The sequence below is a fragment of the Methanoplanus endosymbiosus genome (assembly GCF_024662215.1).
In the GTDB taxonomy this organism is placed as follows: Archaea; Halobacteriota; Methanomicrobia; order Methanomicrobiales; family Methanomicrobiaceae; genus Methanoplanus; species Methanoplanus endosymbiosus.
The window spans coordinates 2,610,881-2,636,569 of record NZ_CP096115.1 but is presented as its reverse complement, the minus strand read 5'-3'; the positions used below and the strand labels follow the sequence as shown (position 1 = coordinate 2,636,569).

Genomic DNA, 25,689 nt, shown 5'->3' with positions numbered 1-25,689 from the left:
AATCATGAACGTAACAACTGAATCAAGATCTCTCAAACTTCAGATAAGGAAATCAGAAAAAAGATTAGAAAAGAAAATCCGGAAGCTGCTAAAGGAGGCCACCCCCTTCCTGTTGATTGTAGGGCTTGCGGTTCTGATGTTCAGCAGTCCGGTTAATGCTGAAGTATTTAGTAAAACTTATGAAGATTATCAGTATGATTATTATCAGGGTTATAGTTACACAGATAATGCTTATGAAGATTACAGTACACATGGCATAGCTATTATGTTTACTGGTAGCTGGGGAAATTATAAAGGTTTAAGTTATACTGGCTTTGAAACGAATTCTTATGTAGTATGTAGTGGTTCTGATGTTACCACAACAGCAGTACAGTTACAGGCCGGAGGCACAACATATGGGACAGGAACAGCCACCATAATAAAACAGTATAACCCCACAACATCAGCTTATACAGGTTTAAAAATGTGGATTCAGTGGTCTTCTTTTAATACGGATAAATTAATTACTGATGGAGTAGCTTTACACAGCACAACACTTAATTTTGACGGTATAAGTGTGACATCTAACCGATGGGGCAAGAGAAACTATTGGACGGAAGAAAGCGGAGAAACGAGTAAAAGACTGTTTTTAGGCGCGACAATATCAGGTTTTGCAACAACGGCTATACCAAAATCAACAATTACCACAGCACACTTTAATGTAGTTTCGTTCACTATCGATTATGAATTAAATCTTATGTCTGATTATGAAGCTAATAGAGTGAATTATATTAATATAGATTCTGATACATATATAAGGGTTACAGGCATTCACGACGATACAGGCACATTAATGTTTAATTCGTATGAGAGTGGAGAACGAGAATATCCATATCACTTATTACCATTAAATGTATCAAGTTATTTGCCGGACGGACAAATAGTATATGATATAATCGGTGAAGGAATAATCCCATCAAACACCGTCTCCGTCATAACCCGCGTTAAGTCCCTCGCTGATTCATCCCTCATAGCCGGCTCAACAGTCTATTATCGCGCACTTGACGGCAGCGACCTTGTCAATCAAACCCTCCCCTCCGGCTCTGATGATTTTCTCCTCACAAAAAACATTTGGTATGAATACTGGGCTGAGGCTTCCGGTTACGAAAATCAAACCTCAACTCCATCTCAGAGTATGTTCACCGGCGACACATACAATGATATATATCTCGTGCCGACAGTGGAAGAACCAGGCGGAGGCTCAGGGCTTTATAATTTCTACATCTCCGAACAGACTAACGCCGTTGGCAGTTCAACCCCGCTGACCAGTCCGGCAACAGTCGTCCTTAATGGAGAGACAAAACTCACAACATCCTCCGGTTATGTCAGCTTTGAAATCAATACAACAGTACCAATAACCTACAAAATCACAAAATCAGGCTATGAATCAGTGACCAGATCCTACACTCCGAGCTGGCCGGGAAATACAATTAATGAATTTATATCCCTTAGACCTGAAGGAGTAATACTCCCCGGAGAACCAACCCCAACCACAAGTCCGGGAGATACCCCTCCCACATCTTCTGACATTCCTGCTCACCGGCAGGCAGCACACGACAGCATGGAAGAGCTGAATGGGATTATCCCCGGCATTGTCAGTATAGTTGCAATCATGTTTTTAGTTGCAGTCATGAAACGGGGCATGAAATAATCAGAGGCAGGATATGAGATTCAATATCTTTGCCGTGCTGCTTCTGCTGCTTACCCTGGCATGTCCGGCAGCAATGGCCATTCAGGAAGAGACCCTTGAGGACATCCAGACATTCAGTTTTGAGGCTCCGGAGGGTCTCCTGCTCTCCGGCCTAAGGGTATCCAACCTTCCGGCAGGCGGAAATTTCTCCGGCAATTTCAACGCATATGGTGATAATTATCTACTGACAGTAGGAAGTTATCAGGAATGGGGATGGTGGAATTTTGACATTGATTGTCAATATCCAAACGGCACAACACAATCAATTCACCTCTCAAAACTTGCCCCTTTTAGCCTGGACTATGATCTGAATGTGCAGCCCTGGGTAACTCAGACTGACTGGATGCTGGACGTTGATGTATCTGTATCTGTCCTGCCATTACAGGCCGTTTTCCCGGCTGAGGTAGGAGCTAACCCTTTTATGACAATAGAAGGATCTTCGGCGATGGCCTCAATAGCATTCGCAAATATAACAGGCACAACTACAGATCCGGCTGACGTTACAATATTCATCTCAACTCCTGAAGAATTCAAAGAGCAGCAGGAAAATAACTGGCTTGCTAAAATTGGAGCAACGGTAGATCTATTTTTTCAATGGACATGGGATAACATCCTGAATTTTGCTGCCGATATACCCTATATCGGGAAATATCTGGAAACAGGACTGACCTTAGCAGAGATCATCATAAGTGAAGTATTCTTCTGGTTCTCTCTGATCTTTATCGAATATCCGGAACTCACATTCCTGACAATGGAATTTTTCATCCTCGGAGATGCTCTCATCTCCACCCGAACCCTATCGTCCCTGGTCAGGAAGGTCGTGCAGAATCATATCGCTTTCGTGGAATTCATGTATTCGATGATAGTCAGGGCTATCGAATTGTTCAGCCGGCTAATTACTGTCATTACAGAAATCATCCAGTCACTAAAACCGATTTAAGAGGTCTAAAAAATGTCATTCTTCAAACGAGGTAAAAAAATACAGGTGGGACTCCTGGACAAAACACTGTCCGAAATCAGGATCACAAAGATGCAGCTGGCCGATGATCTGGCCTCTGTAGAATTCGGAGATCAGAAGTTCGCAATCCATGAACGCCCGCTCGATCTCATCATGGGCAGAAAAACAATACGCTGCTATCTGGTGGATGAAGCAGCAGGAGGATCTGCAATTCTCCGGAGAGAAACGGATGCAAACGGATACACCGCCCTTGATGTATCATTCAACGGCTGGGAGATCGCAAAGATTGTTGATAACTCGGTCTCGCGGGTGGCATGGCAGCCGGATAATGACAGCCGGAAAGTCGCGATAGCTTTCATTGTCGGCGGGCTGCTCTTCGGATTTTTAGCCCTGCTTATTTGAGGTGAGGATATGGATTCATCTGAAACAATCCGGCAGAATCTGAAGGCACAATCAGCCACAAACCAAAGCGTGGAGCACCAGAGCCTACAGTTTAAAAAATTCCTTGCGACAGAATCTAACGATTCACTCTATGATCTCACTGAGGAGCAGATACATGCTATATCAGCAATCCGCATGGCCGATGAAGAAACCTTCATAGCTTACGGCGGGCTGCCCCAGGCAAGGGCATTCGCTGAGGCATATGAAAGCCTGTCAAGGTCACGCCGCCGCCTCGGAAGGATTGAAGGGGTAGGTCTTGGAAACCGTCCAATTACCGCACCACAGCAACCATACAACCGCGACGTAGAATCAGAAAGAGACTATCAACGTGAGGCAATGAGAGAGCAGAAAGGTGGACTGTTCGGCTGGCTGAGAGGCACAAAATGAGTTTTGCAACAAAGAACCTGCACGGAAAATCCGGCACGTACCATCTGGCCGAATCCCTCACAGGATATAATATGGCATCCGGTTCGACACTCGAACGGAAAACAGACATCCTTTGCATCATTGCCCAGCAGGTGAAATCCATGCTTTCAGGGCTTGACATGGAAAAGGAGAGTCTGGCCGAAGTGGACAGCAACATAGAATCCCTGATTGAGGCATACGATCCGGTTCTGGACTCAGAAACCTCAATTCCAACAAGGAAAGATTACAAAATTCTTCAGAGCAAAACCTATTATCTGCTCTTCAGTCTCATCAGGAAACATAACCTGATCACCGCTGCAACTCTCAGAGAAATAAATGGAGATTGGGATTAATGTCTGCTGCACCTGCTTGGAGGAAGAAATTAGCCAGGGAATGGATCAAAGTACCCGGTCAGCACATGACAATTGTAGGCACAACCGGCATGGGCAAAACAAACGCCCTGCAATTCTGCATAGAGGGCCTTTCAAGGTTCTCAGATGAAACGATTGTGATCTTCGATTCCGGAAAGTCTTCAGAGCTGCTTGTATTCTCTCAGTTCAAACCCCTGAACCTGATCATCCCGGAGGGCCTTGATGTTGATGTCTCACTACATGAGAAGGACAATGACTCCCCAGAAGAGTTACCAAACGGTAACAGCCAGCTGATCAGGAAGTCCTACATCAAAAAGCCTGAAGAGATATGGGACAAACTCATCAAGTCCAGAATAAATATCGTCTGCCTTGAAGTCTTCATTTTAGACCCGGAGGTTTACACCCAGATCATTATTCAGATATTTAGAAATCTAATCAAACGCGCAACCAGGAACAATATCATTACCCCTCTGACAATTGCCATAGAAGAGATCAACAGAATTGCACCAGGCAAAGGATACGCACATAGTCCGGAACACAACCGGCTCGGTGCAGTCATTGAGCACAATATCGAATATCTCCGGTCACTCGGTATTCGGTTCATCGGCACGCAGCAGGGCTTTAAGTCCGTCAGGCTGGGAGTCCGCCAACATTTCCATTGGCAGATTGTAAAGAACGGCTGCCGGTTCTCAGAGGGCCGCCTCGCCCGCTATAATTATATCTGGGAGGGCCTTGCAGCTTCTCAGGGTGTGATTGTATATCCGGACGGCAAATACTCCGATATCATCAGCCCTTTCAAATACTATGGAGAGGGCCGGGATATTGGATACATTCAATACCTCGGTGAGATTGCCCTTGATGATTCAGAAGTCTCAGAAGCACAGAAGAATAATGAGGCCGATGATGATGACAATGACAACAGGGAAAACAATGTTCTCCTTCTCGATGACTTCTTAGGCAGGAAAAGGAAAGGCAAGGAAGCCAAAGAAGCCGGAGAAACCGGAGGCGGAACAATATCACCCGAAACTGTAGCACTGCTTGACCAGACCACTAAGAACCTCCTTTACATGGAAGCTAAATCAGCAGGGATTGACGAAAACAACACAGAAGAAAACCGGGAATCCGTGATTCTTGAGTATATGCAGAAATGCAAAGATAAATGGGAGGCGGATAATGGGACTCCGGCTGCTCAGTAAGGGCTATCTCAGACATTCATCCACGATATTTGTAGAAATTAAGGTCCAGGATAAAGTACAGGATAAGATACACTCCAAAAATAAGGTACAAAAATTACAAAAAAATAGTCCAATGAGGAAAAAATAAATACTTATAGGACAAAATAACCAACATGGCCAATAGGGGCAGCATAGATACAGGTAATTTTGTATTTCGCCGGATACTGGGCACAGAAAAAAAGAACAGAGTCAGGACAAGAGTTGCCATTGAGGAAGAGCTAATCCAATCTATTCAGATGCAATGCTTAGATCTGAATGATGTAATTAACCTTTCAGTAAATCAGTTCCTCCAGGAACGGCAGATACCAAATAAAAATTAAATCTTATTTATCTAAATAATTATTTTCCATCCACCGTTTTCCCAATACATCAAAACGGACATCTTCTCAGTAGAGTACAAATTCTCATCCTGGTTGAAGCCTCCATATTTCCGGTAAGTCATATCTGCTGTAACTACTGCTGATAAATCGTCCATTGTATAATCAAAGTTATCATAATCAACATATTGGCCTTTATCAGTTTTAGAAAAGTCAAAATTATTATAAAATTCAGACCTTAGCGTTTTCTCTTTGGTCCCTTCCATCAAAAGATTATAAATTGTCTCTGCATCCTTTTTGTTTAAAGCAGTGATATAAGTATCAAATGTTCCCTGAGGGCTTACCGTAAGTGAATTAGTTACTTTTGTATGTGTATGACTGCCAGGCAGTATGATTCTGTCAGTAATACATCCTGAAATTAAAACCACTGACATTAATAAGCAAATAATTATAATAAATCCCATACATCTGTTAAATAATTTCATCCTTTTATCCCCTATAATTACTTCCTCAAAATAACAACATCCGGAAAATACTGATTTATTCCTTCCTTCCAGTTCTCATATCTGTCTTCAGGCACATCAACGGAGAACAAAACCACAATCATATGATCATAGTCCTGCAAATACCTGTGAGCCTTTCCAAATATCGTTTCTAAATCCTTAAACGCTGTAGGGCCTTTAATCTCAATAGCCACATTCTCAATAACAATATCCGGTCTTGAATGTCCTTTATGAACCTCAATATCAGAAGAAGGGAAATCTTTCTTAAGCCATCCGTTTAACTCAAACTGGTAATGCTTTTCTTCTTTGTAATTTCTTGCCGGATAGAAATCTTCAACAGAGGCTATTATTTCCTGCATAAAAGAAACAGGCCGAATATTACAAACAGGTTCAGGGATTTCAGGAGCACCCGGATTTAGAATTGCATATTTTTTTTTTGATGCTCTGCTTCTCTCTTCTGTTTTAATTCCTGCTCTTCTCTTTCAAGGTCGGAAATTTTAACAGAATGGCTTTTAGCATATTGCTTAACCTGATCTAATGAAAGTTTAGCCTGGCAATGTTCAACCCAGTGAGATTTTGTAAGCCGGACTTTATTTGTATTTCCAGTCTGCCAGTTATATTTAGTGGGGTCAGGTTCAGCGACTTTATAATATTTGCACATATTCTTAAGCCATTTAATATCAAAACGGTCAAGAATACACCCCTCGATATATTTTGAATCTTCCTTTGCCTGTTTCTTTAACTTCAGGTCGTTAGCTGTTGATTTTGTTTTTTGTCCTATCTGTGTTGAAGTCTTACTAACAGTCTTAGATAACTTATCAAACAATCCCATTATCTTATCACCTAATGTTTAACAGATTAACCTTTAACGAACAGATACTTTAACTTTTCAGTTTGTTAACTTCCTTCTCCAAAGCCTCAACCTTCTTTGACAACTCTCCCATAATTTCTAATATCTCCTTCTTTTCTTTCTCCAGTTGATAATACCCCATAATAGCATTAATTATCTCACCTGTTCTATCTCTATAATTTTTTTCTGCTTCTGCATCTATTTTCTCAACTAATTTTTTAGGCAATCTAAATCCAACGGATTTGAGATCTGATTTCACCATGCTTATTGTTGTACACCGATAAACACTTCAGAGTTAGTCTTACGGAGAGTTACAATGTATAACAAAATATATATGGGATGATTGACCACGTTATACGTGGCGTAACACGTGATGAATCATGAGACCAACAAACTACCCAAAACAGATGGGTTTCCGGTGCACACCTGAAAACCGTAAAACTCTTGAAAAGCTTGTGAATGCAGGAAAGGCCAACGACTTAAGCGAGGCTATCCGCTATTGTATCGAACGCATAGAGAAATGCACTAACAAGGAGATACCCGCATGATAGGAGCAGAAAAGAAGAAGAGCAGTTCCTTACCATCAAATACCACTAATCCAGATTTGGAAGCTGCTTCAATTGATTGGACTCCGGAAGAGAAAGAACTCCTGGTAATCACCGAATGGGAGTATAAAGAAAAAGTCCTGAATGAACCGCGATTTAATGACCTGTACCGGGCAAGTATCAAAAAAATGATTAAATCCGGCATTATTGTGATCTCAAACGACCCCGAAAAATTAAAATCAAGGAATGTGATGTAAATGAACGTAAAAAGAACAGATGTCAGCCCTCTCGTTTCAGCACCGACCAAAGTAAAGGAACAGGGGACTGACTGTATTATAGATGCAGAATCAGTATATAATAATTTACCTGCATCTGCAATAAATCTTAGTCTGCTGACCAGGACAATTGCAAACCGCCCGGCAAATGAAGACACATCCGTCATAAGCGTAACAAGTCGAACCACCCAGAAACAGCTTCAGACATTCATTAAAAAGCTGAGCGATGCAGTTGAACAGAAACAGGCAGAATGTGACGAACAGGAAAGAAAGATCTCAGAACTGTCTGCCCTGATTGAAATGCAGGAGAAGGAGATCGAGATACGACTGACCAATCTGGAGGATAATGTAAAAGAACTGAAAGAAGATTCTGAATTGTTTGAAAGGTATGCCAGGACTGCAATTGAAAACACAAAGTATCAGGTCAGAAAACTTGATGTACAGAACATACTGAATGAAAATGAACTGAAGAAAAATGGTGAACAGGCAGACAGCATCAGGGGGATTGTATTATGAATCCTCCCATGATGCCTCCGGAAGAAATCCGGTTAAGAATCTCAAAGCTGGAAGAACTCAAAGAAACTTACCGGGATGAAAGTCCGGAGTTTTGCGCCCGGCAGGACATCCGGATTGAAACCCTGAAGGCTGCTTTGGGGGATTGTAATATGAATCCTGCCATGCCTCCGGAAGAAATCCGGTTAAGAATCTCAAAGCTGGAAGAACTCAAAGAAACTTACCGGGATGATCCGGAGTTTTGCGCCCGGCAGAATATCAGGATTGAGACCCTGAAGGCTGTTTTGGGGGATGGAAATTTGATGTCCCTGGCAGAAAACAAGATGATCAGGCTAAATATTTCTAAGCTCAAAAAGCTCAGGAAGACGCATCGGAACGATCCTTCGTTTTATGTGAGGCGAGATACGGAGATTAAAACTCTGAAGGCTACTTTAGCGAGTGGGATTCAGATGTCTCCAGTAGAAATTCGTATCAGGATCTTAAAGCTGGAAGAACTCAGGGAACTTTACCGCGACGATCCTGAGTACTGTGCGTGGCGAGGCACCCAGATTGAAACCCTGAAGGCTGTTTTGGGGGATTGCAATATAGACCCTGCCATGCCTCCGGAAGAAATCTGTCTCAGGATCCATAAGCTGGGTAAGCTCAAGGAAATATATCATGATGATCCGGAATTCTGCGCCCGGCAGGACATCCGGATTAAAACCCTTCAGAAGATCCAAGAAGTCAGGGAGAGCATAGAGCAGAAGCAGATCCGCAGGGCGGCCCGATACAAGAGGCGGGCATTCAGCCGGTCTTGCAGAGGGTCATCCCGGATGAAAAAGGAAGCTTTCTGGATGTGGAGTAATGCCCGGAATTCCGGAGGTGTTGCTTAATGCCCTCCAGACGCTACCGTGACCACAGCAGTGAACCAGAAGATCAGTATAAATGCGCTCGGTTCATTCACCGAGGCAGAGTAATCTTCAGAGGAAAACAGGCAGTGGATCACTTCTGCATGATTCAGAGGTTAGATCAACCTCTTAATTATCCGGAATTCATGGGAGGCTCAGAATGACTGAGATCATCCCAATCACCTGTCCCTTTTGCGCTGCCGGTCTGGATGAACTTGAAAACATCCTGGTAATTGTGCAGGGTGAGGCACTAATCGCATGGCGGTGCAGCTGCTGCAAAAAGAGTTTTTCCATACTTCACCCGCATGTTCAGGCAACTATTGAAAGGACACTGCAGATTCATTTTCAGAACAATAGGATCCGGAATTACACCATCCGGACCCTGAAGGCTTCCGGTAAAGTCAGCATGGGGGTGACTGCCTGATGGTTGCCTTCTCCTTCTCCGAAGAAAACTTCGTGATTCCTATCCTCTCGGGCCGGAAAAACCAGACCACCAGACCACTCACAACCGCACGCCTGAAGCAGCTGCAACACAACAACGGATTACAACTCTACTATCAGCAGAGATCCAAAAATGGATTCAAGATATCTGATGCCCTGAAAACTGACCTGCTGATAATCAAGCTGAAGCACGAAGGGCCCTATATCGTGGACGGTAACTGCACGCTTCCGTTTCCACAGGATAAGGCCGCAGAACTTGCACGCCGTGACGGCTTTAGCAATTATCGGGAAATGTTCAACTGGTTCGTTAACCGCTATGGTCCGGAAAAAACAACCGATGATCTTTGGTTAGTGGTTAGATGGAGGCTGGCAAAATGACCGCCACTACAACAACCTCCGGCAGTTCTTCCAACTGGAAGAACACCCTTTTACATCGCCTTATCGAGCAGGTTAGGCTATGGGAAGCTGCTGAAAACATAGACGTTCATCACGTATGGGAATCCGGCGGTCAATATTCCGGCACTTATGTTTCCCTCTCAGATTCATCCCGAAAACCCCGCACCTGTGGAGGAGATCATATTCCGATGAGCTACATAATTCCTGATATGCTCGATGTCTCGATGGCCTATAATATCATCATTGTGGACTTTTGGCGGGCGTTAAATCACCGGAACAAATACGGCATGATAGGTTACAGGCAGGGCGTTAAGTTCGGAGTATCAGCGGAAATCTAAAGGGGGGTGATGTTATTCAACAGACTATAGGACAGGTTGAGGCTGTGGGATGGGTGGGTACCCTTTCATATTCTCAAAAAAAGATCATCAAACTGCTTGATCTGGAACTGACACAATCACAGATAGCAAAGAGGCTTAACCTTAGCCGGCAGTATGTCTGCAAGTTTGTAAGAAAACTTCTGGAAAAAGGATTAATTGAGCAGTCCGAAAAAACCCCGACTGCCTATAACTGCATGTATAATCTCATACCTCAGTTGAAAAGACAGATTGAGGCACACACAAAAGAGGTGCAGTTCTCGGCCTGCCGGGTGCATAATGTCAGGCTGAAATACCCTGTCACAGTATCCGGTGATATTGCCCTGGACAAAAAGAAAACCGGTTATCTCCTTTCATGGGAAATGCGCGGCGGCACTAGGCATAAGTTTTGTATTGAGGGCACAGCCGGAAGACCTGACATAACAATTGATGTGCATCCTAATTCCCTGGTAGCATATCCAGATGCCGGCCAAACAGTCTATGCCGAATCAATCGAAGCATCTAAAGCCCTGATAATCTCAGCAATCCGGGAAGCTGTATCAGAATTCATAGAACAACAAAACAGGTTTGGCACGGAAATTGAGGTTCATAATCCTTCAGTTGCCGGAAAACTCATCTCAAAGATCCACTATGGGTTTAATTTCCGGACTGGGGGCATTGCAGACGAACAGACAACAATAGAGGGTTTTTGGAACGACAACTCCCCGACAAAAAACGGGGAAAAAGGATATTCAGAATTTGAAACCGAAAATAAAGCCGCCGCCACTGCTTTAGATTCTGCTGTGATTGCTATATCTGAAGCTTACCGCATCCTTGGAAGGAATCCTTTCCATGTCATCTATGATGAGCTGATGGAGATTAAGCAGGAACTATTCAACCGGAAAGACGGGGGGATCTCCTGATGCTGATTTACTCTATCCTTACTCTCCTGTTCCTGGCTGGTCTCAGCATTTCCCTATACTTCATGGGATACCATGAAGGTAAGGCAAGAGGGTTAAAGGAAGGCAGGAAGGATTTAGCTGATTATGTTCTCCGGGAGAAGGTGAGATCATGACACTGGAAAATATAAATTTAATTTGCCGGCCAGTGATAGAAGGTTTTTTTCAGGATGGTATATTGAAACCAAGCGGTCTTTATCCTGCTTCTGATTGTCTTTGGTGTAAACATCATGTTTCATTACGTGAACCTCCTTATGGACATCTTTGCCAGGGATCACATATGAAGCGGAATATTTACCTTACTCCCTGTCCCTGTCCTGAAATCCGGGAAGTTATCATTCCATCTAAATACAATAATCCTCAAAAAAACCTTATGGGGTGGTTATAGTGATTGATCTTAAACTCCCAGGGCACCTGCAGAGTACCCAGGTAGATTATTATCAGAACCTAATCACCGAATGTGTAAACTGCCCTTACTCAATCTGCAAACTCAGCATAATGGCATTAACTGCAATAAACCGGGAAGAGCTGCTATCAGGTGAATGGAAGTCTCCGGATGAAATCATCCGGGAAGAAGCTGAACAGATGCTCTCTTCCGGACAGGATTACATCAGGCAGAAGTATTATTCAGAGGTGATCTGAATGCCACCTAAAAACATCAACGAGAAGGCACCTGTATTGCCTTATCTCTCACTGCCCAATATCAAACATCATCTGAAGGGCAAACTCCACCTCACAAAAACACCTGCCGTCCTCCTCGGCATGGCAGGGGCAACACTGATCGCCCTTCCGGCAGCGACCGCACACTTAGCAGGGTTCAGCTGTTGGATCATCGGCAATGGTCTGTGGGTAGTCACCGGGATTTCTGAGAAGGATTATCACCTGATAGCTCAGTTCTCATTCTTCTTTTTGACTGCCCTGATGGGTGCAGTCATGCTGCTGGCCTCCGGGGTGATGTTATGAGAGAATATACAAAAATCACGGTATTATTTGTGGTTCTACTTGCAACAGTTCTTATTTTTACAATTCTCGTTACAATTCTCGTTGGCCTATGTTCTCCTGAATATGATGAACATGACTGGAATGATGCCTATAAAGGCGGTTATGTTGCTGCCATTTCCGGAATGCCTAAAGAAATTATCAATCCTAAATTTCAGGAAAATTATGATAGAGGATATACGGACGGCTTAAATCATAAACCCGAATATGATGCCAATTTTGATAATCTCAGTCAAGAATATAACCCTTTTAACATAAGAGGTGAATGAAATGAGTGAATTTGAAGGATTTGAAATAACTTTCCGGGGAGGAGGTGCAGAAGACCAACTAATGATCTCCCAAATGATTGAAGAGCTAAATAAACAGGGGATAGAAGCCCACCAAGATCATGATCTAGAAGAACAATTTTTTGACACATGGTGGAAAGCGAAATTATGGATGATTCCACACCTGTTCCCATATTGTCGAGAAAATGAAGATTCATGCTTTGATCTTATGGAATTAGAGTGTCCGCTTTGTGAAGGATTTTTTAAAGGCTGTAAAGGCTGCATGTCAAAAATATGTAATAAAAGATGTGTCTGTGTCCTTTACGACTCAGATTCAGGAGAAATTATTCCGCCGGTAGAGTGGCATTACGTCCAACCAGAGGATAGGTTTGTGTATAACAACTTCTGCCTAAGATGACAGTACAGAATTTCAAAATAGAGTAATATCAACCAATATGATTAAAAAAACACTTTTTAGAGCCTAATAATTATCTGAATTCATATTGTCATTTGTAATAATTTGAAAACATTGTCATATTCGGCAAATGACAATACTTTTTTCACGTCAAACATTAAACCAATCCCTGATAGAATACGAATACTCAGCCCGTATATCAAGAGCATCAAAACAGGCTTTTCCCCGCGCTCCATAGCAGCATTTTCCCGTCAGGTTCGAATCTGACACCGCTTTTTTATACCACTTAACATTAATCATCTACAGGTAAGAGAGTAATTTCAACCTAATCGGCATTTATCCGCCTGAAGGACTAAAGGAAATACCTTTTCAGGCGCAATCCGGATAAAATAACCCGATATAATTCTGTACCCGGGAAATCTGCGCAGAAAAATGATATGAAAAATGTGATTTGAAATTATCTGTTAATGTGAACAACCTTTGCCGGCGGAAATCCGTTGAAGTACGTGGATGACGCATGCGAATATGCCCCGATATTCTCAGAAAATACAAGATCACCGATATCAAGTTCAGGCAGTTCGGCAGATAATGTAATTGTATCAAATGCATCACAGGTTGGCCCGAAGACTGCTGAGATCTGGGTTTCGCCTTCCTTAAAGGAGAGAACCGGATAATTGCAGTGATCAAAAACCTGCCCGGAGTAGGTGTGATACACACCGTCATTGATATAATAACAGGGTTTTCCATCCCGAAACGCCTTTCCTATCACCTTTGCAACAACAGAGCAGGCATTTGCCACAAGAAATCTTCCAGGTTCAGCCATTATCTGAATTTCCGGTGAAAAAAGCCGTTCTATCTCCTCATTCAGCTGAGTTGCAAGTGTTCTTATTGATTTTACGTACGGATTGTATTTTACCGGAAAACCTCCACCGATATCAAGGAGCTTTATCTTCTCTCCTGTACGAAATTCATATTCAGTAAGGACACCCGCAGACATCTCAAGTGCCAGAATATAATTTTCAAAATTGGTGCACTGGCTGCCTACATGAAAACTCAGCCCTTCAACTGTAAGACCCATCTCAAAAGCTTCAACTATCAGATCAACAGCATCACCCGGTTCCACTCCGAATTTTGATGAAAGTTCCACTACCGAACCTGTATTGGGAACTCTCAGACGCAGTACAAGACCGGCCTGAGGAGAATATTTTTTAATCTTCTTTAATTCCTCAATATTGTCAAATGTAACAAGAGGACGGTAGCAGTCGAGAGCCTCAAGTGTCTCAGTCGGCTTTATTGTATTTGCGTAGATAATATTCTGATATATCCACTCAAGCTGCTCATCTTCAGGGAGGTGCCTTATATTGTCATATACCAGCATAAATTCCGGCATTGATGCGACATCAAAACTGCATCCCAGTTCATAAAGTGTCTTTATAATCTCAGGATTCGAATTGGCCTTGACTGCATAATATACCTGAACATCCGGCATACGCTTTTTGAATCCTCTGTAATTTTTCCGGATCTGCTCATGATCAATAACAAATATTGGTGTGCCGTGTTCGTTAGCCAGATTCTGAAGCAGCTCTTTATTTTTAGAGCCAATGTGATGTACGGCAATTCTCTGCCCCTCATTTTCCATTTTATTCACTTCCTTTAACCTCCTGCCTCAAAAACAATGAAATTAATAGCGAAAGCCGGAATCCGGCAGTTCATATAATCATAATCATTGTGAATCGCAGAGAGATTATTCGTTATTTTTCAATTATTTCCAAAATCCAGCCACCATACCGAATTATAACGGGTTTATCCGGAGGATTTGTTATTCAGATAAATTATCAAAAGAATAGTTCATTACAGGGATAAAAACTTTTAGAATTTGAGAATAATATATTATTTAATACATCAAAAAAATAATATGCCAAATAATAACTAAAATAAATCTGCAAAATAATCGATTAAAACAGTCAAAATCAGACAATATCACACAAAATACTACAAAATATTAGGATATATACATCAAAAAACATATTAAATGAAGAAGCCAGAATAAGTTAAATTTTGCCCTTTTTAAACATTTATCACCCAAAATAGAGATATAGAAATATATGGCCTGAAAATTAAGATCAGAGAAAATTATATGAAAATATACGAATCAGTACAATATCTGACCCACAGAATAATATTTCAGAATCAGAATGCGCAGAATTTTTTCCGGAAAAAGACCGAAATAAACCTTATTTATAGAGTCTTAAAAGAGGTGCGGCATAATAACCGGACAATCGCAGAATAACAGACAAAAATCAGACAGATTCAAAATTAAATATTAATTATGCCACAAAATTTAGATTTAAGGACGATATTGAGTCTAAATTTAAAAAAACATAACATAAAGCCATATTATGGCAGTAAAAATATCCACATATATAATTTATCTACAATTAAGACTGAGAAGTATATTGTCTCAGGATGAAGAGACAAAACAAGGTGAAAAAATATCTTGATTTCAATCCGATTTTACAGAATATACGACACCGGAATGGAGATAGATCTGGATCTCCTTGAAGAAAAACTGGCCCGGACATTTTCAACCACAAGGACAAACTTTGTCAGAGTAAAACCAAAATCAATAATTCTTGAAAATAAGCCAATACTGATTAAAACAGATTCGATAGAGACTGAAATAGAAGGAAGAATATTCAAATTTGGAGTTTCAGCAAGAATTTACGATATCGGAGCGTTCAGCATCTGTTTTATCTATGAAAACAGTGACGGAAATTACTGTGATCTTGAAGAGACAGCACTTCACCTTGCAAATGGCGATCCCCTGTCAGGTCTTTTTTCAGAATATGTTAATCTGATTGGCGGCTCTTTAAAGCCGCTTATAAAGGACTTCACTTATGACCCTGATTTTTATGAGGACTATACGATATATGTAACAGATACGGCAGAAATTACCGGCGACCCCGTAATCCTCCTCATGGGCGAGAGAGCAGAGTTTTCAGCACAGATGCGCGAAGAGGTGACAAAGAACACACAGAGTTATACGAAAGATGATCTTGCAATCCTCTCGTGGGACTCAGCCCTGTTGTGCAGCCCGGAAAATCCCCAGGATCTCATTGATCTTATTGAGTTTGCAAATGTCCAGGTTCTTGAACTTCGTTATTATGATATGGAGCTTAACCGGCAGATGGAAAAGATGTATGATGACATCAACCATGCTGACCGCCTGCCCAATTTTCTCAAAACAAGGCAGTACCACTTAATTATGACACAGCTAATGGAGAGAAACGCAGAGATATCAGAGGTTATTGAAAAGGTCAGAAACCTGATAAAGATCACCGGGGATGTCTATTATGTACGGGTATATGAGACGGCACTGAGGGTAATCAGAAGCAGCCAGTGGACAGAGAGCGTCAGCAGAAAAACTGAGATGATACAGGAGAACTACTCAATGCTCTCTGACGAGGTCAGAATCCAGCATTCAAACTTCCTGGAATGGATTGTCATTATACTGATTGCAATGGAGCTTGGTCTTGGAGTATGGCATTATCTTCTGTGAAATGATGGAACCAGCATCTCTGAACTACTCATTGAAGACTCAGAATGAGACCAATCACTATTAAATAAAACCCATAACCAATAAAATACAGGTATTTTGTAATATGACTGAAGACAGAGATGCAGAATATAACACAGGACTCTTATCACATACCTGTGGCACTGCATTTTTCTTTGGTTTTTTTAGCTTATTCAGCTTTAGATAGGGCTCCGGATTAAAAATAAAATCCGGCAGCCCCTGTATTTTTCCGGTCATCATTCTCAAAATACCGTGAGGTTTCTACTATGTTTGGTATATCTGATCCCGGTATATGGGCAGGTTACCTGCTGTCATTTATCCTGACGGCAGGATGTATAGCGTACGGCATAATCAACTGGAAAAAAGGTTCTGAAGAGGAGAGAGAGAATGGCAGTTGATACACTGACATTTGCCGCAATCACCCTTGTCTATCTCGCAGCAGTGGTATTTCTCGGCTACCTGGGCTACCGGCAGACAAAAGGGAGCGATGATTTCCTTATTGCCGGAAGAAAGATAAACCCGGTTGTTCTGGCACTATCTTATGGTGCAACATTCATAAGCACCTCTGCGATAGTAGGCTTCGGAGGCATATCCGCCCAGCTTGGAATGGGCCTGGTATGGCTGACCGTGCTCTGCATCGGTGTCGGTGTTCTTATCGCATTCATAGTATTCGGAAAGAAAACAAGAAGCCTCGGACAGAAGACAGGTGCCCTTACGTACCCTGATCTGCTTGGCAAATGCTATAACTCAGTATTTATAAGGAAAATTTCGGCCCTGATAATAATTGTCAGTATGCCGATATACACCGCGGCCATTCTTATAGGAGGAGCAAGATTCATTGAAACAACACTGTCAATACCCTATGACACCGCACTGCTCGGATTTGCAGCAATTGTTGCACTCTATGTAATACTCGGCGGGCTTATTGCAGTCATGTACACAGACGCTCTTCAGGGGGCCATCATGTTTGTCGGCATGACAATTCTTCTTATTCTGACATACATATACCTCGGCGGAGTGACTGCGGCGAACTCGGCACTTGATTCCTTCTCACCGCTTATTCCTGAAAGCCTCGCAGCGGCAGGTATGACAGGATGGGCCTCCATGCCGGAATTTCTGTCTCCCATATGGCTCACCATGATAACAACAATGGTTCTTGGTGTTGGAATCGGTGTTCTTGCCCAGCCTCAGCTTGCAGTCCGGTTTATGACTGTAAAAGACAACCGTTCAATTCACAGGGCTGTGATGATCGGGGGGCCGTTTGTACTTATGATGACAGGCGTTGCATTCACCGTAGGCCCTCTGACAAACGTCTGGTTTATGAGAAATTCCGGCATGCTTGCGGTTGATGCTGCCGGAGGAAATGTTGACAGCATAATTCCGCTGTACATCAACTCCGCAATGCCCGATCTCTTCATTGTAATCTTCATGCTCGCACTGCTGGCAGCGGCAATGTCAACATTAAGCTCGCTCTTCCATACAATGGGAACAACAATAGGATATGACCTAAACCCCCTTGTAAAAGAGAACAAACCTTCAATGAAGGCAATTCAGATCGGAACACTGGCAATGATTATTGTAAGCACAATTGTTGCATATGCACTTCCGGAGAACATCATAGCAAGGGCAACTGTCATATTCATGGGCCTCTGTGCGGCAGCATTCATTCCGGCATTTGCCCACGCACTGTACTCGGAAAAACCCTCAGTCTATGCCGCAAAGATAAGCATTACAGCAGGTGCCCTCTCATGGTTTCTCTGGACCGCATTTGTCCATGTAAAGGAGTCATCCGTTCTTGGGATGTCAGATGCACTCTTTGGAGTTCAGTCTGTTCTTCCGATGCCGTGGGGAGTTGTAAATCCAATCGTAATTGCCCTACCTATATCAGCAATTGCACTCTTTGCAGCCCAAATCATTGAGAAAAACAGAACAGATGGATTATGCGAAACAGCATAATACTGCCTTTTTTTACAACCGGAAATTCAGCATACCTCTCTCAGGCGTATAATATTTCAGGAATAAATCCGGCCAAAACCGAATGTATATTTATGCCATCGTCCAAATATCAGATTAGAGGCAGATATACAGTAATAAATTAAACAATTATACAATTTTTATGAGGTTAATGAGATGACGCTTGAGGAAATGGTCGAGATAGCATACCCGCAGCAGCCGCACTGTCCAACAATACTTCTCCTGGACACATCAGGCTCAATGAACATCAGTGGCAAAATTGATGACTTAAATTCCGGAATTAAAACCTTCAAGGAAGAGATAGAGAAGGATGACCTTGCAAGGAAGAGAATTGATCTTGCAGTGGTGGCATTCGGACAGTCAGTTCAGGTGGTTTCTGACTTTAAGTCAATTGAGGAGTTTGAACCAGAAGAACTCATAGCAGACGGCTTAACCCCGATGGGAAACGCAATAAAAAAAGCCGTTGATATGCTTGAAGCAAGAAAGGAAGAGTACAAAAAGGAAGGCATTGATTACTACCGCCCCTGGATATTTATGATAACAGACGGTGAGCCTACTGACATGAAAGAGGGCGATGAACTCTGGAATGAAACTGTAAGTACGGTCCACAGAGGAGAGAAAAACGGGAAATTCCTCTTCTTTACAGTCGGTGTTGATGAAGCTGATATGGAGACATTAAAACTGATCTCCCCTCCAAACAGGGCACCGATCAAACTTAAGGAGAACCACTTCAATGAGATGTTCATATGGCTGTCAAGAAGCCAGACCAAAGTTTCGGCCTCAAAAGTAGGAGAACAGGTAGTACTTGAAGACCCCTTTGACATGCTTGGAGGATGGGGAGAGATTCCCACAATATAACCAGTCATGAATAACAAAGACAATATGCTCCGGAATAATATACCCTCTGTTTTCGGTGCAAGAGTGACCGGCCCGTCGCATATAAAAAAGGGCATACCGTGCCAGGACGCAATGGCATTTGAAGCCATAAGGAAGTCAACCGCCGTAATAGCAGTCTCAGACGGCCTTGGCAGTGCAGAGTACTCCGGGATCGGGTCAGAAATTGCGGTCAGATCTGCAAGCAGGATGATAACAGACCTCTTCAGGGAGAAGATTGGCGATACAGTCCTGGCAGATATTACAAAAAACAGGGAGATTATTGAAAATTCCTTCCTGCATGCGAGAGAGTCCATACAGAGATATGCAGATGAGAATGATATACAGACAGAGCAGCTCGCCTGCACCCTGATGGTCGTTCTTATTGACCGGAATTATGTATCATGCGGACATGTCGGAGACGGCGGCATTGTAGGCATATCAGGAGGAGAGCCGATAATCATATCAGACCCCGGATATTCGGAGTACATCAACGAGACAACACCGATAACCTCAGATAAGTGGAGAAGTGATCTCAGAATAAAGGAAAATATCCCAGACATTGACTCAGTATCTGTCTTCACCGATGGATGCCAGAGGGCCGTCCTCACAAAACCGGGCGGGAAGTACCAGCCCCACATCCCTTTTTTCAACCCCTTTAACAGATATATCAACAGTATAACTGACCCTGATGAAGCGTCAGAAGACCTGAAAAATCTTCTATCATCCGGAATGATGGCAGAAAACTCCGAGGACGACAAGACATTTGTTGTCGGGGTTATCAACCGGAAAACCGGCCAAAAGGCACCTTAAATGGATAATACCTGCGTATATGATCGCACAGGGGTAAAATACACCCTCATACACCCCCCAAAAAAAGGCGGGGAGGGTGAGGTATTTAAGTTATCTGAAAATCCTGCTCTCTGTGCAAAGATATACTACAGAAATATAATTACAGAGGAGATTCGCGATAAGATAACCTCAATGACTGACAACCCTCCTGCCTGCGATCTTACCGAACACAATAAGAATACCCGTTCGGCATCAATAGCATGGCCGGTGAGCGAACTGTACAAATATCCGGGGCGGAAAGATTTCTGCGGCTTTTTAATGCCGGTCATTGACACAGAACTCTTCAGAGAGGCACATATGTATTATGACCCTCAGGACCGGAATAAATACCTGAGTGGTTCATTTACATGGAAATACCTCCTTACAACAGCCTATAATATCGCCTACACAGTCTCTGCAATTCACAGAAGCGGGCACTGCATAGGGGATATGAGCGGCAGCAATATCCTTGTTGCAAGGACTGCTGCGATATCAATCATTGACTGCGACTCTTTCCAGATAGAGAATAAAAAGACCGGCAAAAAATACTTCACCAAAGTCGCAACCGGAGATTATCTTGCTCCCGAACTGATGGGCATAAATTTCCGGACAGAAAATATTGACAGGTATTACTCTGACCTATTTTCACTCTCCATTCTGATATTCAAATTCCTGATGAACGGGGTGCATCCCTTCCAGGCAAGAGGAAAGGGGGTTGAGGACTACCCGACAACCGAGCATAAGATAAAGAACGGAATATTCCCCTACCTAAGAAATGTCAGGCAGATCTATCCGCCCCTCTATGCTCCGCCTTATGCCATACTCTCACCTGAGATAAGAGCACTCTTTGAGAGATGCTTTGTTAAAGGCATAGATAAGCCATATATGCGCCCGGATGCAGACGAATGGGTAACAGTATTGCAGGATGAACTTTCCGGGTTAAAACAGTGCGACAATAATCCAAACCACTGGCATTCAGGACATCTTCAGATATGCCCCTGGTGTGAAATCCTGAAGATCAAAAAGAAGGAGTATTTCCCATACAACGGCCCTAAGACTGTAAAACCAAAAACCAAAGTACCAAATGCAAAAATTACATCTCCGGATGCCAGAACCCCTCCGGAAATTCCGGCAGACAACAACAGTACAGGCATTCAGGGACTGAATAAATATCAAAGCAAATACCAGAGTAAACACCATCAAAAAGATACTAAAACCCTACCGGATACAGAAAAAAGTTCAGCTGCAATAAAAACGGATATAAAAACCGATACAGCTCAGAGAAGAGAACCGGCACTGAAAAATAGTGCAGTAAAAACCACAGACCCTGTAGCAGATGCCGGGATTAAGGCTCAGAATACTGAGACTAAAAAACCTGGAATAATTCCGGAAAGACAAAGAGTTATTCCGGAAAAACCTGAAATAATAGAGGAAAAGCCGGAAAATAGAGAAATTATCCTGTTAAAACCGGAGATCAGACCACAAATAATTGATCTGAAGTTTGACCCTGACTGTGACAATAAGGCAGAGATAGAGATCATAAACAGAAATCAGGACCCCCTTGAAATCACAGCAGAACCCCTTCACAGATGGATTCTTCTCCCGGAGAAGAATTTCAGTGTCAGAGATAAAAAAATAATTGAGATAACGGTTGAGAGATCATACTTTGAAAGCAGACCTGCGGGCATAAAATACAAATCATGGATACAGTTCAAAACCCCGGCAGGCTCTGAAAAGACTGAGATAAATGTATCATTACAGAAAGAACCCATACTAACCGTAATTCCGGATAAAAGGCTGCTATTCAGGGGCATAAAAAAACCGGATATAAACAGGGCAGACAATGATGCACAGAAAACTGTACAGAGTATTGAAATAACCAATTCAGGAGAGAGAACGCTTAACGGTGAGATAACATCTGATAACAGATGGATTAAAGCAGAACCAGAAAACTTCTCCATACAGGGAAAGCAGAAGATTGATGTCAGCATAATTCCGGAATATATGAGCAGTAAAGCCATCCAGACCGGAAGAATAACTGTACGATCAAACGGCGGCAGATGTGATATACGGGTGATTGCATCACTGAAATAACTCTGATAAGCAGCATGCAACCTGAAAATCAAAAAGGCATTCAGGGCAGCCTGTACTGAAAGACACACCGGAATACACTGAGATCAAAGTCTGAAAACAGATTGCACCAATAATTCCGGCAGTTAAGAAAAGAGATAAATTTCACCCATACATCAGGACGATTACTGACCTGAGAAGATATTTTAACCTGTGTACTGTATGCACAGATCATATTTTTTTACTGCGGTACTTCAGCATCTGAGATACTCTTCTGTAATCATCATCAGACAACTGCCTTGCAGGCTTTCTGTTAATCATGCTCCACCTCCTGTTATTTCTGTAAATAATTCTCTCTTCTTTGGCCGGCATAAAAGAGCCCCGAAGATAATTCAGAATTATAATAAAACCAAAAGATCATCACATAAAAAGCAAAATTCCCAAAACTGAACCTGAAAGATGAGTGTTTTTCCGGGAATGAAAAGATCAGGTATATATTTATTTGAGACCGGAAAACATGACAGCATGGCAAATGTAAAGACCGGAAAAGAGTTCAAACCGGAAATTCAGTTTAAAAGCTACAACCTGATATTCACGTCACTGACTGTGATATCTATAATCCTGCTCTGTACGGTATGGTTTATATTTCCAATATCGGAGTTCCTGCCGGAAATGGCAATGATATACATCGCGGCAATAATCATCCTGCCCCTTGCATTCATCATATACTGGAACCCGCTGTACTACAGGTCAATTGTGTACAGACTTGACAGTGAGGAGATGTCCTGGAAGAGAGGCGTATGGTTCAGGCAGACAGGCATAGTGCCGTACAACCGGATAACCAATGTTGATATTGTACAGGGGCCGCTGATGAGATATTATAAGATCTCTGATCTCAAGATCCAGACCGCAGGTTATTCCGGGCAGAAAAATTCAGAGATAGCCATCAAAGGCATAGACAACCCGGAAGAGATACGCGACCTTATCCTTGACTATGTCAGAAACAGAAAACCGCAGGCCTCAGTTACAGGAGGAGATGAAAACGAAGACAAAAATACAGATTACAATACAGGCAGCAGCACAACCGGCAGATATTCCGGGGATAGTACCGGTTACAGTGGCAGAGATCTAAACATGCAGATGCTGACTGAACTTAAGGAGATCAGAAAACTTCTTGAAGAAAAGTCAGGAAGATGAGATTCATCTGAAGACCCGCAAAAATTTTTTAAAACAGATCCGCCCGTATATTTCGGAAAAAATCCGGATTAGGCAACCATCAGAAATTCCTGATTATTTTGTTGAGCATCAGAACATTCTCAGTGCCATCCCTCGTATATATCATATCGTCTGAGAACTCCTTTACAAGATGAACACCAAGCCCGCCAATATCCCTCTCTTCAACAGGTGAGTCCATATCCGGCAGAGGCGCATCCTTAAGCGGATTAAACACTTTTCCCCTGTCACGAAACTCCATCTCAATCACCTCTCCGTTAAATGTGCACCTGAATGAGAAAAAACCGCCCAGGATATAACCGTGGTTCACAATATTCTGGGTAATCTCCTCAAAGATAAGCTCTGCCTTCATAGATACCTTTTCAGGCACCAGAAGCATCAGAAGATAATCTGAAAATGCCTCTGACAGAGTGGACAGCTTATCCACTGTCAGGGAATCTGTTCTGTAATAAAAAATTCTGCTCATATCATATTCACCTCTCAGGTCGTATATTCAGTATTACTGCAATGATACACTGTATTATCCGGATGCCTTATAACACCTTCAGAACAACAAGCGTGATATCATCAAACTGCAACTCTCCGGACGAATGGGTACTGACAGATTCAGTAATTGAACCCACAATCCTCTCAGAAGTATTATATCTGTTATTTAGAATGACCTCTTTTAACCTTTCCTCTCCAAACTCTTCATCATCACCGTTTATTGCCTCGGTAATTCCATCAGTAAAGTAAACTATCAGATCTCCGGATGATACAGCCACCTCACCTGTGCCATATTCATTGTCCTCAATGACACCAAGGGCCATGCCGGTCGGGTTGAGGCGCAGAAATTCATCCCCGGAGGCTTTAAGGAAAAACGGAGGGCAGTGCCCGGCATTTGCATAGACAATACTGCCTGAATCCGGGTCAACAACCGAGTAACAGAGCGTCACAAACATACCGGACTCAGACTCACCTGAGATCATATTATTGGCACTCTCCACAGCCTGCTTTACTGACCTGTGCCACCCTGCGCCTGCATGCATAAGGGTCTTTGACAGCATCATGAACAGTGCCGCAGGCACACCTTTCCCGGAAACATCGGCTATCACAATGCCGGTTTTGCCGTCGGCGCAGTCCACAAAGTCGTAGAAATCCCCACCCACCTCCTTTGCAGGAGTGTTCATGGCATAGAGGTCAAAACCCGGAATATCGGGCATCTTTTTGGGGAGAAAATCATTCTGAATCTCAGAGGCGATATCAAGTTCGGCCTTATTTCTGGCAATCTCACTCCGGTAGAGATCCCTCTCCCCTTCAGTCTTTCTCTCAGTAAGAATATTATTGACCAGATATGAGAAGATGAACATCCCTATTGCATTGGCAAGGATCATAGGGAGTGCCGCACGGCTTACAATCTCATATGCAACCTCAGGCGGGCTTACGAGAAGGATGGTAATCAGCATATGAAAAGACTCCATCGCTACCGCAAAGGCAACCGCAATTCTGACACCGGCAAAACGGTCTTTAAGGAGTATATACAAAATTCCGGCAAAGATTCCGCTTAAGAGAGTCGCAAGACTGCACGGCAGGCAGGTCGGCCCTCCCATAGCAAACCTCTGCACACCACCGATAATCCCCGCACCAATGCCGACATAAGGACCACAGAAGAGTCCGGCGGCCATAGGCCCGATATCACGGACATTAAGCGGTGCACCAAGCACCTCAACCCCGCCAAGGGTGCCGTACACAGACAGCAGGCCAAAGGAGAGGATCAGAACAGTCCGGTTCTTCCAGGTAAACCGTCTCTCAAGCGCCTCAGTAAACCAGTGCGAACGGGTGACAAATATAGAGAATACTACAATTACACATATAAGACCAAAAAGGTCAAGAAACAGGCTCAGTTCTCCGGGCATAAAAAAAATACCAGGCTGAATTATTCAAAATTCAGCAGGGCCTCTTTCTCAGAACCACAGATATCAAAGATACTGTCAAAACCTGATATCCTGAAGACATCAGAGACAAAAGGCTTCAGCCCGGAAAGTTTGACATCCCCCCCCGAAGGTTTTACCTTTTTTAATGCCGCAAGAAGAACCCGAAGCCCTGAACTGCTGATATAATCCACACCTTCCATATTCACAATAAATCTGTCCGAACCCGCCTCAATGAGAGTTTTAAGCTTATCATCAAGAAGAGAGGAGTTTCTGGCATCAATACGGCCATGTACCAGAATGATATTTACTGAGCCGGATATTTTATTTTCAATCTCCATAGTTAATACAGTATTTCTATCA

Annotated in this window: 34 protein-coding genes; 25 read left to right on the top strand and 9 right to left on the bottom strand. The window is 42.8% G+C overall.

What is annotated here, in order from left to right:
* Positions 1-4 precede the first annotated feature (4 nt).
* The 6 genes from L6E24_RS12105 to L6E24_RS12080 all read left to right on the top strand — a co-directional run bounded on the left by L6E24_RS12105 (position 5) and on the right by L6E24_RS12080 (position 5,100).
* A complete protein-coding gene (locus L6E24_RS12105; RefSeq protein WP_257742232.1) occupies positions 5-1,690 on the top strand; it encodes a hypothetical protein in 1,686 nt (561 codons plus the stop codon).
* 13 nt (positions 1,691-1,703) lie between these two features.
* Positions 1,704-2,669 (top strand): hypothetical protein, encoded by a 966-nt coding sequence (locus L6E24_RS12100; RefSeq protein WP_257742231.1) that lies wholly within the window; start codon positions 1,704-1,706, stop codon positions 2,667-2,669.
* A 90-nt stretch (positions 2,670-2,759) separates the two neighbouring features.
* A complete protein-coding gene (locus L6E24_RS12095; protein ID WP_257742230.1) occupies positions 2,760-3,089 on the top strand; it encodes a hypothetical protein in 330 nt (109 codons plus the stop codon).
* A gap of 9 nt (positions 3,090-3,098) precedes the next feature.
* Entirely contained in the window at positions 3,099-3,515 is a 417-nt protein-coding gene (locus L6E24_RS12090) for a hypothetical protein (RefSeq protein WP_257742229.1), read from the top strand.
* A complete protein-coding gene (locus L6E24_RS12085) occupies positions 3,512-3,886 on the top strand; it encodes a hypothetical protein (protein WP_257742228.1) in 375 nt (124 codons plus the stop codon). The genes L6E24_RS12090 and L6E24_RS12085 overlap by 4 nt, the downstream gene beginning before the upstream one ends.
* On the top strand, positions 3,886-5,100 hold the full coding sequence (locus tag L6E24_RS12080; RefSeq protein WP_257742227.1) for a helicase HerA domain-containing protein: 1,215 nt from the start codon (positions 3,886-3,888) through the stop codon (positions 5,098-5,100). The genes L6E24_RS12085 and L6E24_RS12080 overlap by 1 nt, the downstream gene beginning before the upstream one ends.
* Positions 5,101-5,470: 370 nt before the next feature.
* Here the strand turns inward: L6E24_RS12080 and L6E24_RS12075 are convergent, their stop codons facing one another.
* The 4 genes from L6E24_RS12075 to L6E24_RS12060 are packed head-to-tail and all read right to left on the bottom strand — an operon-like array spanning position 5,471 to position 7,071.
* The gene (locus L6E24_RS12075) at positions 5,471-5,941 is read right to left on the bottom strand and encodes a hypothetical protein (RefSeq protein WP_257742226.1); all 471 of its coding nucleotides are present in this window, start codon (positions 5,939-5,941) and stop codon (positions 5,471-5,473) included.
* 17 nt (positions 5,942-5,958) lie between these two features.
* A complete protein-coding gene (locus L6E24_RS12070; protein ID WP_257742225.1) occupies positions 5,959-6,318 on the bottom strand; it encodes a hypothetical protein in 360 nt (119 codons plus the stop codon).
* A gap of 56 nt (positions 6,319-6,374) precedes the next feature.
* Complete coding sequence (locus L6E24_RS12065; RefSeq protein WP_257742224.1) at positions 6,375-6,791, bottom strand: hypothetical protein; 417 nt, start codon at positions 6,789-6,791, stop codon at positions 6,375-6,377.
* A 49-nt stretch (positions 6,792-6,840) separates the two neighbouring features.
* A complete protein-coding gene (locus L6E24_RS12060; RefSeq protein WP_257742223.1) occupies positions 6,841-7,071 on the bottom strand; it encodes a hypothetical protein in 231 nt (76 codons plus the stop codon).
* 118 nt (positions 7,072-7,189) lie between these two features.
* On the opposite strand from L6E24_RS12060, the gene L6E24_RS12055 reads away from it, so the two are divergent.
* From L6E24_RS12055 to L6E24_RS12000, 12 genes are all read left to right on the top strand, one after another.
* Entirely contained in the window at positions 7,190-7,357 is a 168-nt protein-coding gene (locus L6E24_RS12055; RefSeq protein ID WP_257742222.1) for a hypothetical protein, read from the top strand.
* Positions 7,354-7,611 (top strand): hypothetical protein, encoded by a 258-nt coding sequence (locus L6E24_RS12050; protein WP_257742221.1) that lies wholly within the window; start codon positions 7,354-7,356, stop codon positions 7,609-7,611. Before L6E24_RS12055 ends, L6E24_RS12050 begins: the two co-directional genes overlap by 4 nt.
* Positions 7,612-8,145: a hypothetical protein gene (locus L6E24_RS12045; protein ID WP_257742220.1), complete on the top strand. Its 534-nt coding sequence runs from the start codon at positions 7,612-7,614 to the stop codon at positions 8,143-8,145.
* The gene (locus L6E24_RS12040) at positions 8,142-9,014 is read left to right on the top strand and encodes a hypothetical protein (protein ID WP_257742219.1); all 873 of its coding nucleotides are present in this window, start codon (positions 8,142-8,144) and stop codon (positions 9,012-9,014) included. Before L6E24_RS12045 ends, L6E24_RS12040 begins: the two co-directional genes overlap by 4 nt.
* Positions 9,015-9,189: 175 nt before the next feature.
* Positions 9,190-9,453, top strand: coding sequence for a hypothetical protein (locus L6E24_RS12035; protein WP_257742218.1), 264 nt, complete (start codon positions 9,190-9,192; stop codon positions 9,451-9,453).
* The gene (locus L6E24_RS12030; protein WP_257742217.1) at positions 9,453-9,848 is read left to right on the top strand and encodes a hypothetical protein; all 396 of its coding nucleotides are present in this window, start codon (positions 9,453-9,455) and stop codon (positions 9,846-9,848) included. Before L6E24_RS12035 ends, L6E24_RS12030 begins: the two co-directional genes overlap by 1 nt.
* Positions 9,845-10,204 (top strand): hypothetical protein, encoded by a 360-nt coding sequence (locus L6E24_RS12025; protein WP_257742216.1) that lies wholly within the window; start codon positions 9,845-9,847, stop codon positions 10,202-10,204. The genes L6E24_RS12030 and L6E24_RS12025 overlap by 4 nt, the downstream gene beginning before the upstream one ends.
* Before the next feature lie 44 nt (positions 10,205-10,248).
* The gene (locus tag L6E24_RS12020; protein ID WP_257742215.1) at positions 10,249-11,142 is read left to right on the top strand and encodes a winged helix-turn-helix domain-containing protein; all 894 of its coding nucleotides are present in this window, start codon (positions 10,249-10,251) and stop codon (positions 11,140-11,142) included.
* Positions 11,143-11,676: 534 nt separating this feature from the next.
* Positions 11,677-11,820 carry a hypothetical protein gene (locus L6E24_RS12015; RefSeq protein WP_257742214.1) on the top strand — a complete coding sequence of 48 codons (144 nt, stop codon included), beginning with the start codon at positions 11,677-11,679 and terminating at the stop codon, positions 11,818-11,820.
* Complete coding sequence (locus L6E24_RS12010) at positions 11,821-12,141, top strand: hypothetical protein (RefSeq protein ID WP_257742213.1); 321 nt, start codon at positions 11,821-11,823, stop codon at positions 12,139-12,141.
* Positions 12,138-12,446 carry a hypothetical protein gene (locus L6E24_RS12005; RefSeq protein WP_257742212.1) on the top strand — a complete coding sequence of 103 codons (309 nt, stop codon included), beginning with the start codon at positions 12,138-12,140 and terminating at the stop codon, positions 12,444-12,446. The genes L6E24_RS12010 and L6E24_RS12005 overlap by 4 nt, the downstream gene beginning before the upstream one ends.
* Position 12,447: 1 nt before the next feature.
* Positions 12,448-12,861, top strand: coding sequence for a hypothetical protein (locus L6E24_RS12000; protein WP_257742211.1), 414 nt, complete (start codon positions 12,448-12,450; stop codon positions 12,859-12,861).
* A 454-nt stretch (positions 12,862-13,315) separates the two neighbouring features.
* Here the strand turns inward: L6E24_RS12000 and L6E24_RS11995 are convergent, their stop codons facing one another.
* Entirely contained in the window at positions 13,316-14,497 is a 1,182-nt protein-coding gene (locus L6E24_RS11995) for a type III PLP-dependent enzyme (protein WP_257744024.1), read from the bottom strand.
* Positions 14,498-15,394: 897 nt separating this feature from the next.
* On the opposite strand from L6E24_RS11995, the gene L6E24_RS11990 reads away from it, so the two are divergent.
* From L6E24_RS11990 to L6E24_RS11965, 6 genes are all read left to right on the top strand, one after another.
* Positions 15,395-16,417 carry a hypothetical protein gene (locus L6E24_RS11990; RefSeq protein WP_257742210.1) on the top strand — a complete coding sequence of 341 codons (1,023 nt, stop codon included), beginning with the start codon at positions 15,395-15,397 and terminating at the stop codon, positions 16,415-16,417.
* A 284-nt stretch (positions 16,418-16,701) separates the two neighbouring features.
* Positions 16,702-16,833, top strand: coding sequence for a symporter small accessory protein (locus L6E24_RS11985; RefSeq protein WP_004076259.1), 132 nt, complete (start codon positions 16,702-16,704; stop codon positions 16,831-16,833).
* Complete coding sequence (locus L6E24_RS11980) at positions 16,823-18,391, top strand: sodium:solute symporter family protein (protein ID WP_257742209.1); 1,569 nt, start codon at positions 16,823-16,825, stop codon at positions 18,389-18,391. Before L6E24_RS11985 ends, L6E24_RS11980 begins: the two co-directional genes overlap by 11 nt.
* 174 nt (positions 18,392-18,565) lie before the next feature.
* The gene (locus L6E24_RS11975) at positions 18,566-19,267 is read left to right on the top strand and encodes a vWA domain-containing protein (protein ID WP_257742208.1); all 702 of its coding nucleotides are present in this window, start codon (positions 18,566-18,568) and stop codon (positions 19,265-19,267) included.
* Between the two features lie 111 nt (positions 19,268-19,378).
* Positions 19,379-20,095 (top strand): PP2C family serine/threonine-protein phosphatase, encoded by a 717-nt coding sequence (locus tag L6E24_RS11970; RefSeq protein WP_257742207.1) that lies wholly within the window; start codon positions 19,379-19,381, stop codon positions 20,093-20,095.
* On the top strand, positions 20,096-22,207 hold the full coding sequence (locus L6E24_RS11965) for a helix-hairpin-helix domain-containing protein (protein WP_257742206.1): 2,112 nt from the start codon (positions 20,096-20,098) through the stop codon (positions 22,205-22,207). It begins immediately after the preceding gene.
* A gap of 207 nt (positions 22,208-22,414) precedes the next feature.
* Here the strand turns inward: L6E24_RS11965 and L6E24_RS11960 are convergent, their stop codons facing one another.
* A complete protein-coding gene (locus L6E24_RS11960; protein WP_257742205.1) occupies positions 22,415-22,555 on the bottom strand; it encodes a hypothetical protein in 141 nt (46 codons plus the stop codon).
* A gap of 153 nt (positions 22,556-22,708) precedes the next feature.
* Between L6E24_RS11960 and L6E24_RS11955 the strand changes: the two genes are divergently transcribed.
* Entirely contained in the window at positions 22,709-23,380 is a 672-nt protein-coding gene (locus L6E24_RS11955; protein ID WP_257742204.1) for a PH domain-containing protein, read from the top strand.
* A 79-nt stretch (positions 23,381-23,459) separates the two neighbouring features.
* Here the strand turns inward: L6E24_RS11955 and L6E24_RS11950 are convergent, their stop codons facing one another.
* The 3 genes from L6E24_RS11950 to L6E24_RS11940 all read right to left on the bottom strand — a co-directional run bounded on the left by L6E24_RS11950 (position 23,460) and on the right by L6E24_RS11940 (position 25,667).
* A complete protein-coding gene (locus tag L6E24_RS11950) occupies positions 23,460-23,882 on the bottom strand; it encodes an ATP-binding protein (protein WP_257742203.1) in 423 nt (140 codons plus the stop codon).
* 67 nt (positions 23,883-23,949) lie between these two features.
* Positions 23,950-25,311 carry a PP2C family protein-serine/threonine phosphatase gene (locus L6E24_RS11945; protein ID WP_257742201.1) on the bottom strand — a complete coding sequence of 454 codons (1,362 nt, stop codon included), beginning with the start codon at positions 25,309-25,311 and terminating at the stop codon, positions 23,950-23,952.
* A gap of 20 nt (positions 25,312-25,331) precedes the next feature.
* On the bottom strand, positions 25,332-25,667 hold the full coding sequence (locus tag L6E24_RS11940) for an STAS domain-containing protein (protein ID WP_257742200.1): 336 nt from the start codon (positions 25,665-25,667) through the stop codon (positions 25,332-25,334).
* Positions 25,668-25,689: the final 22 nt, after the last annotated feature.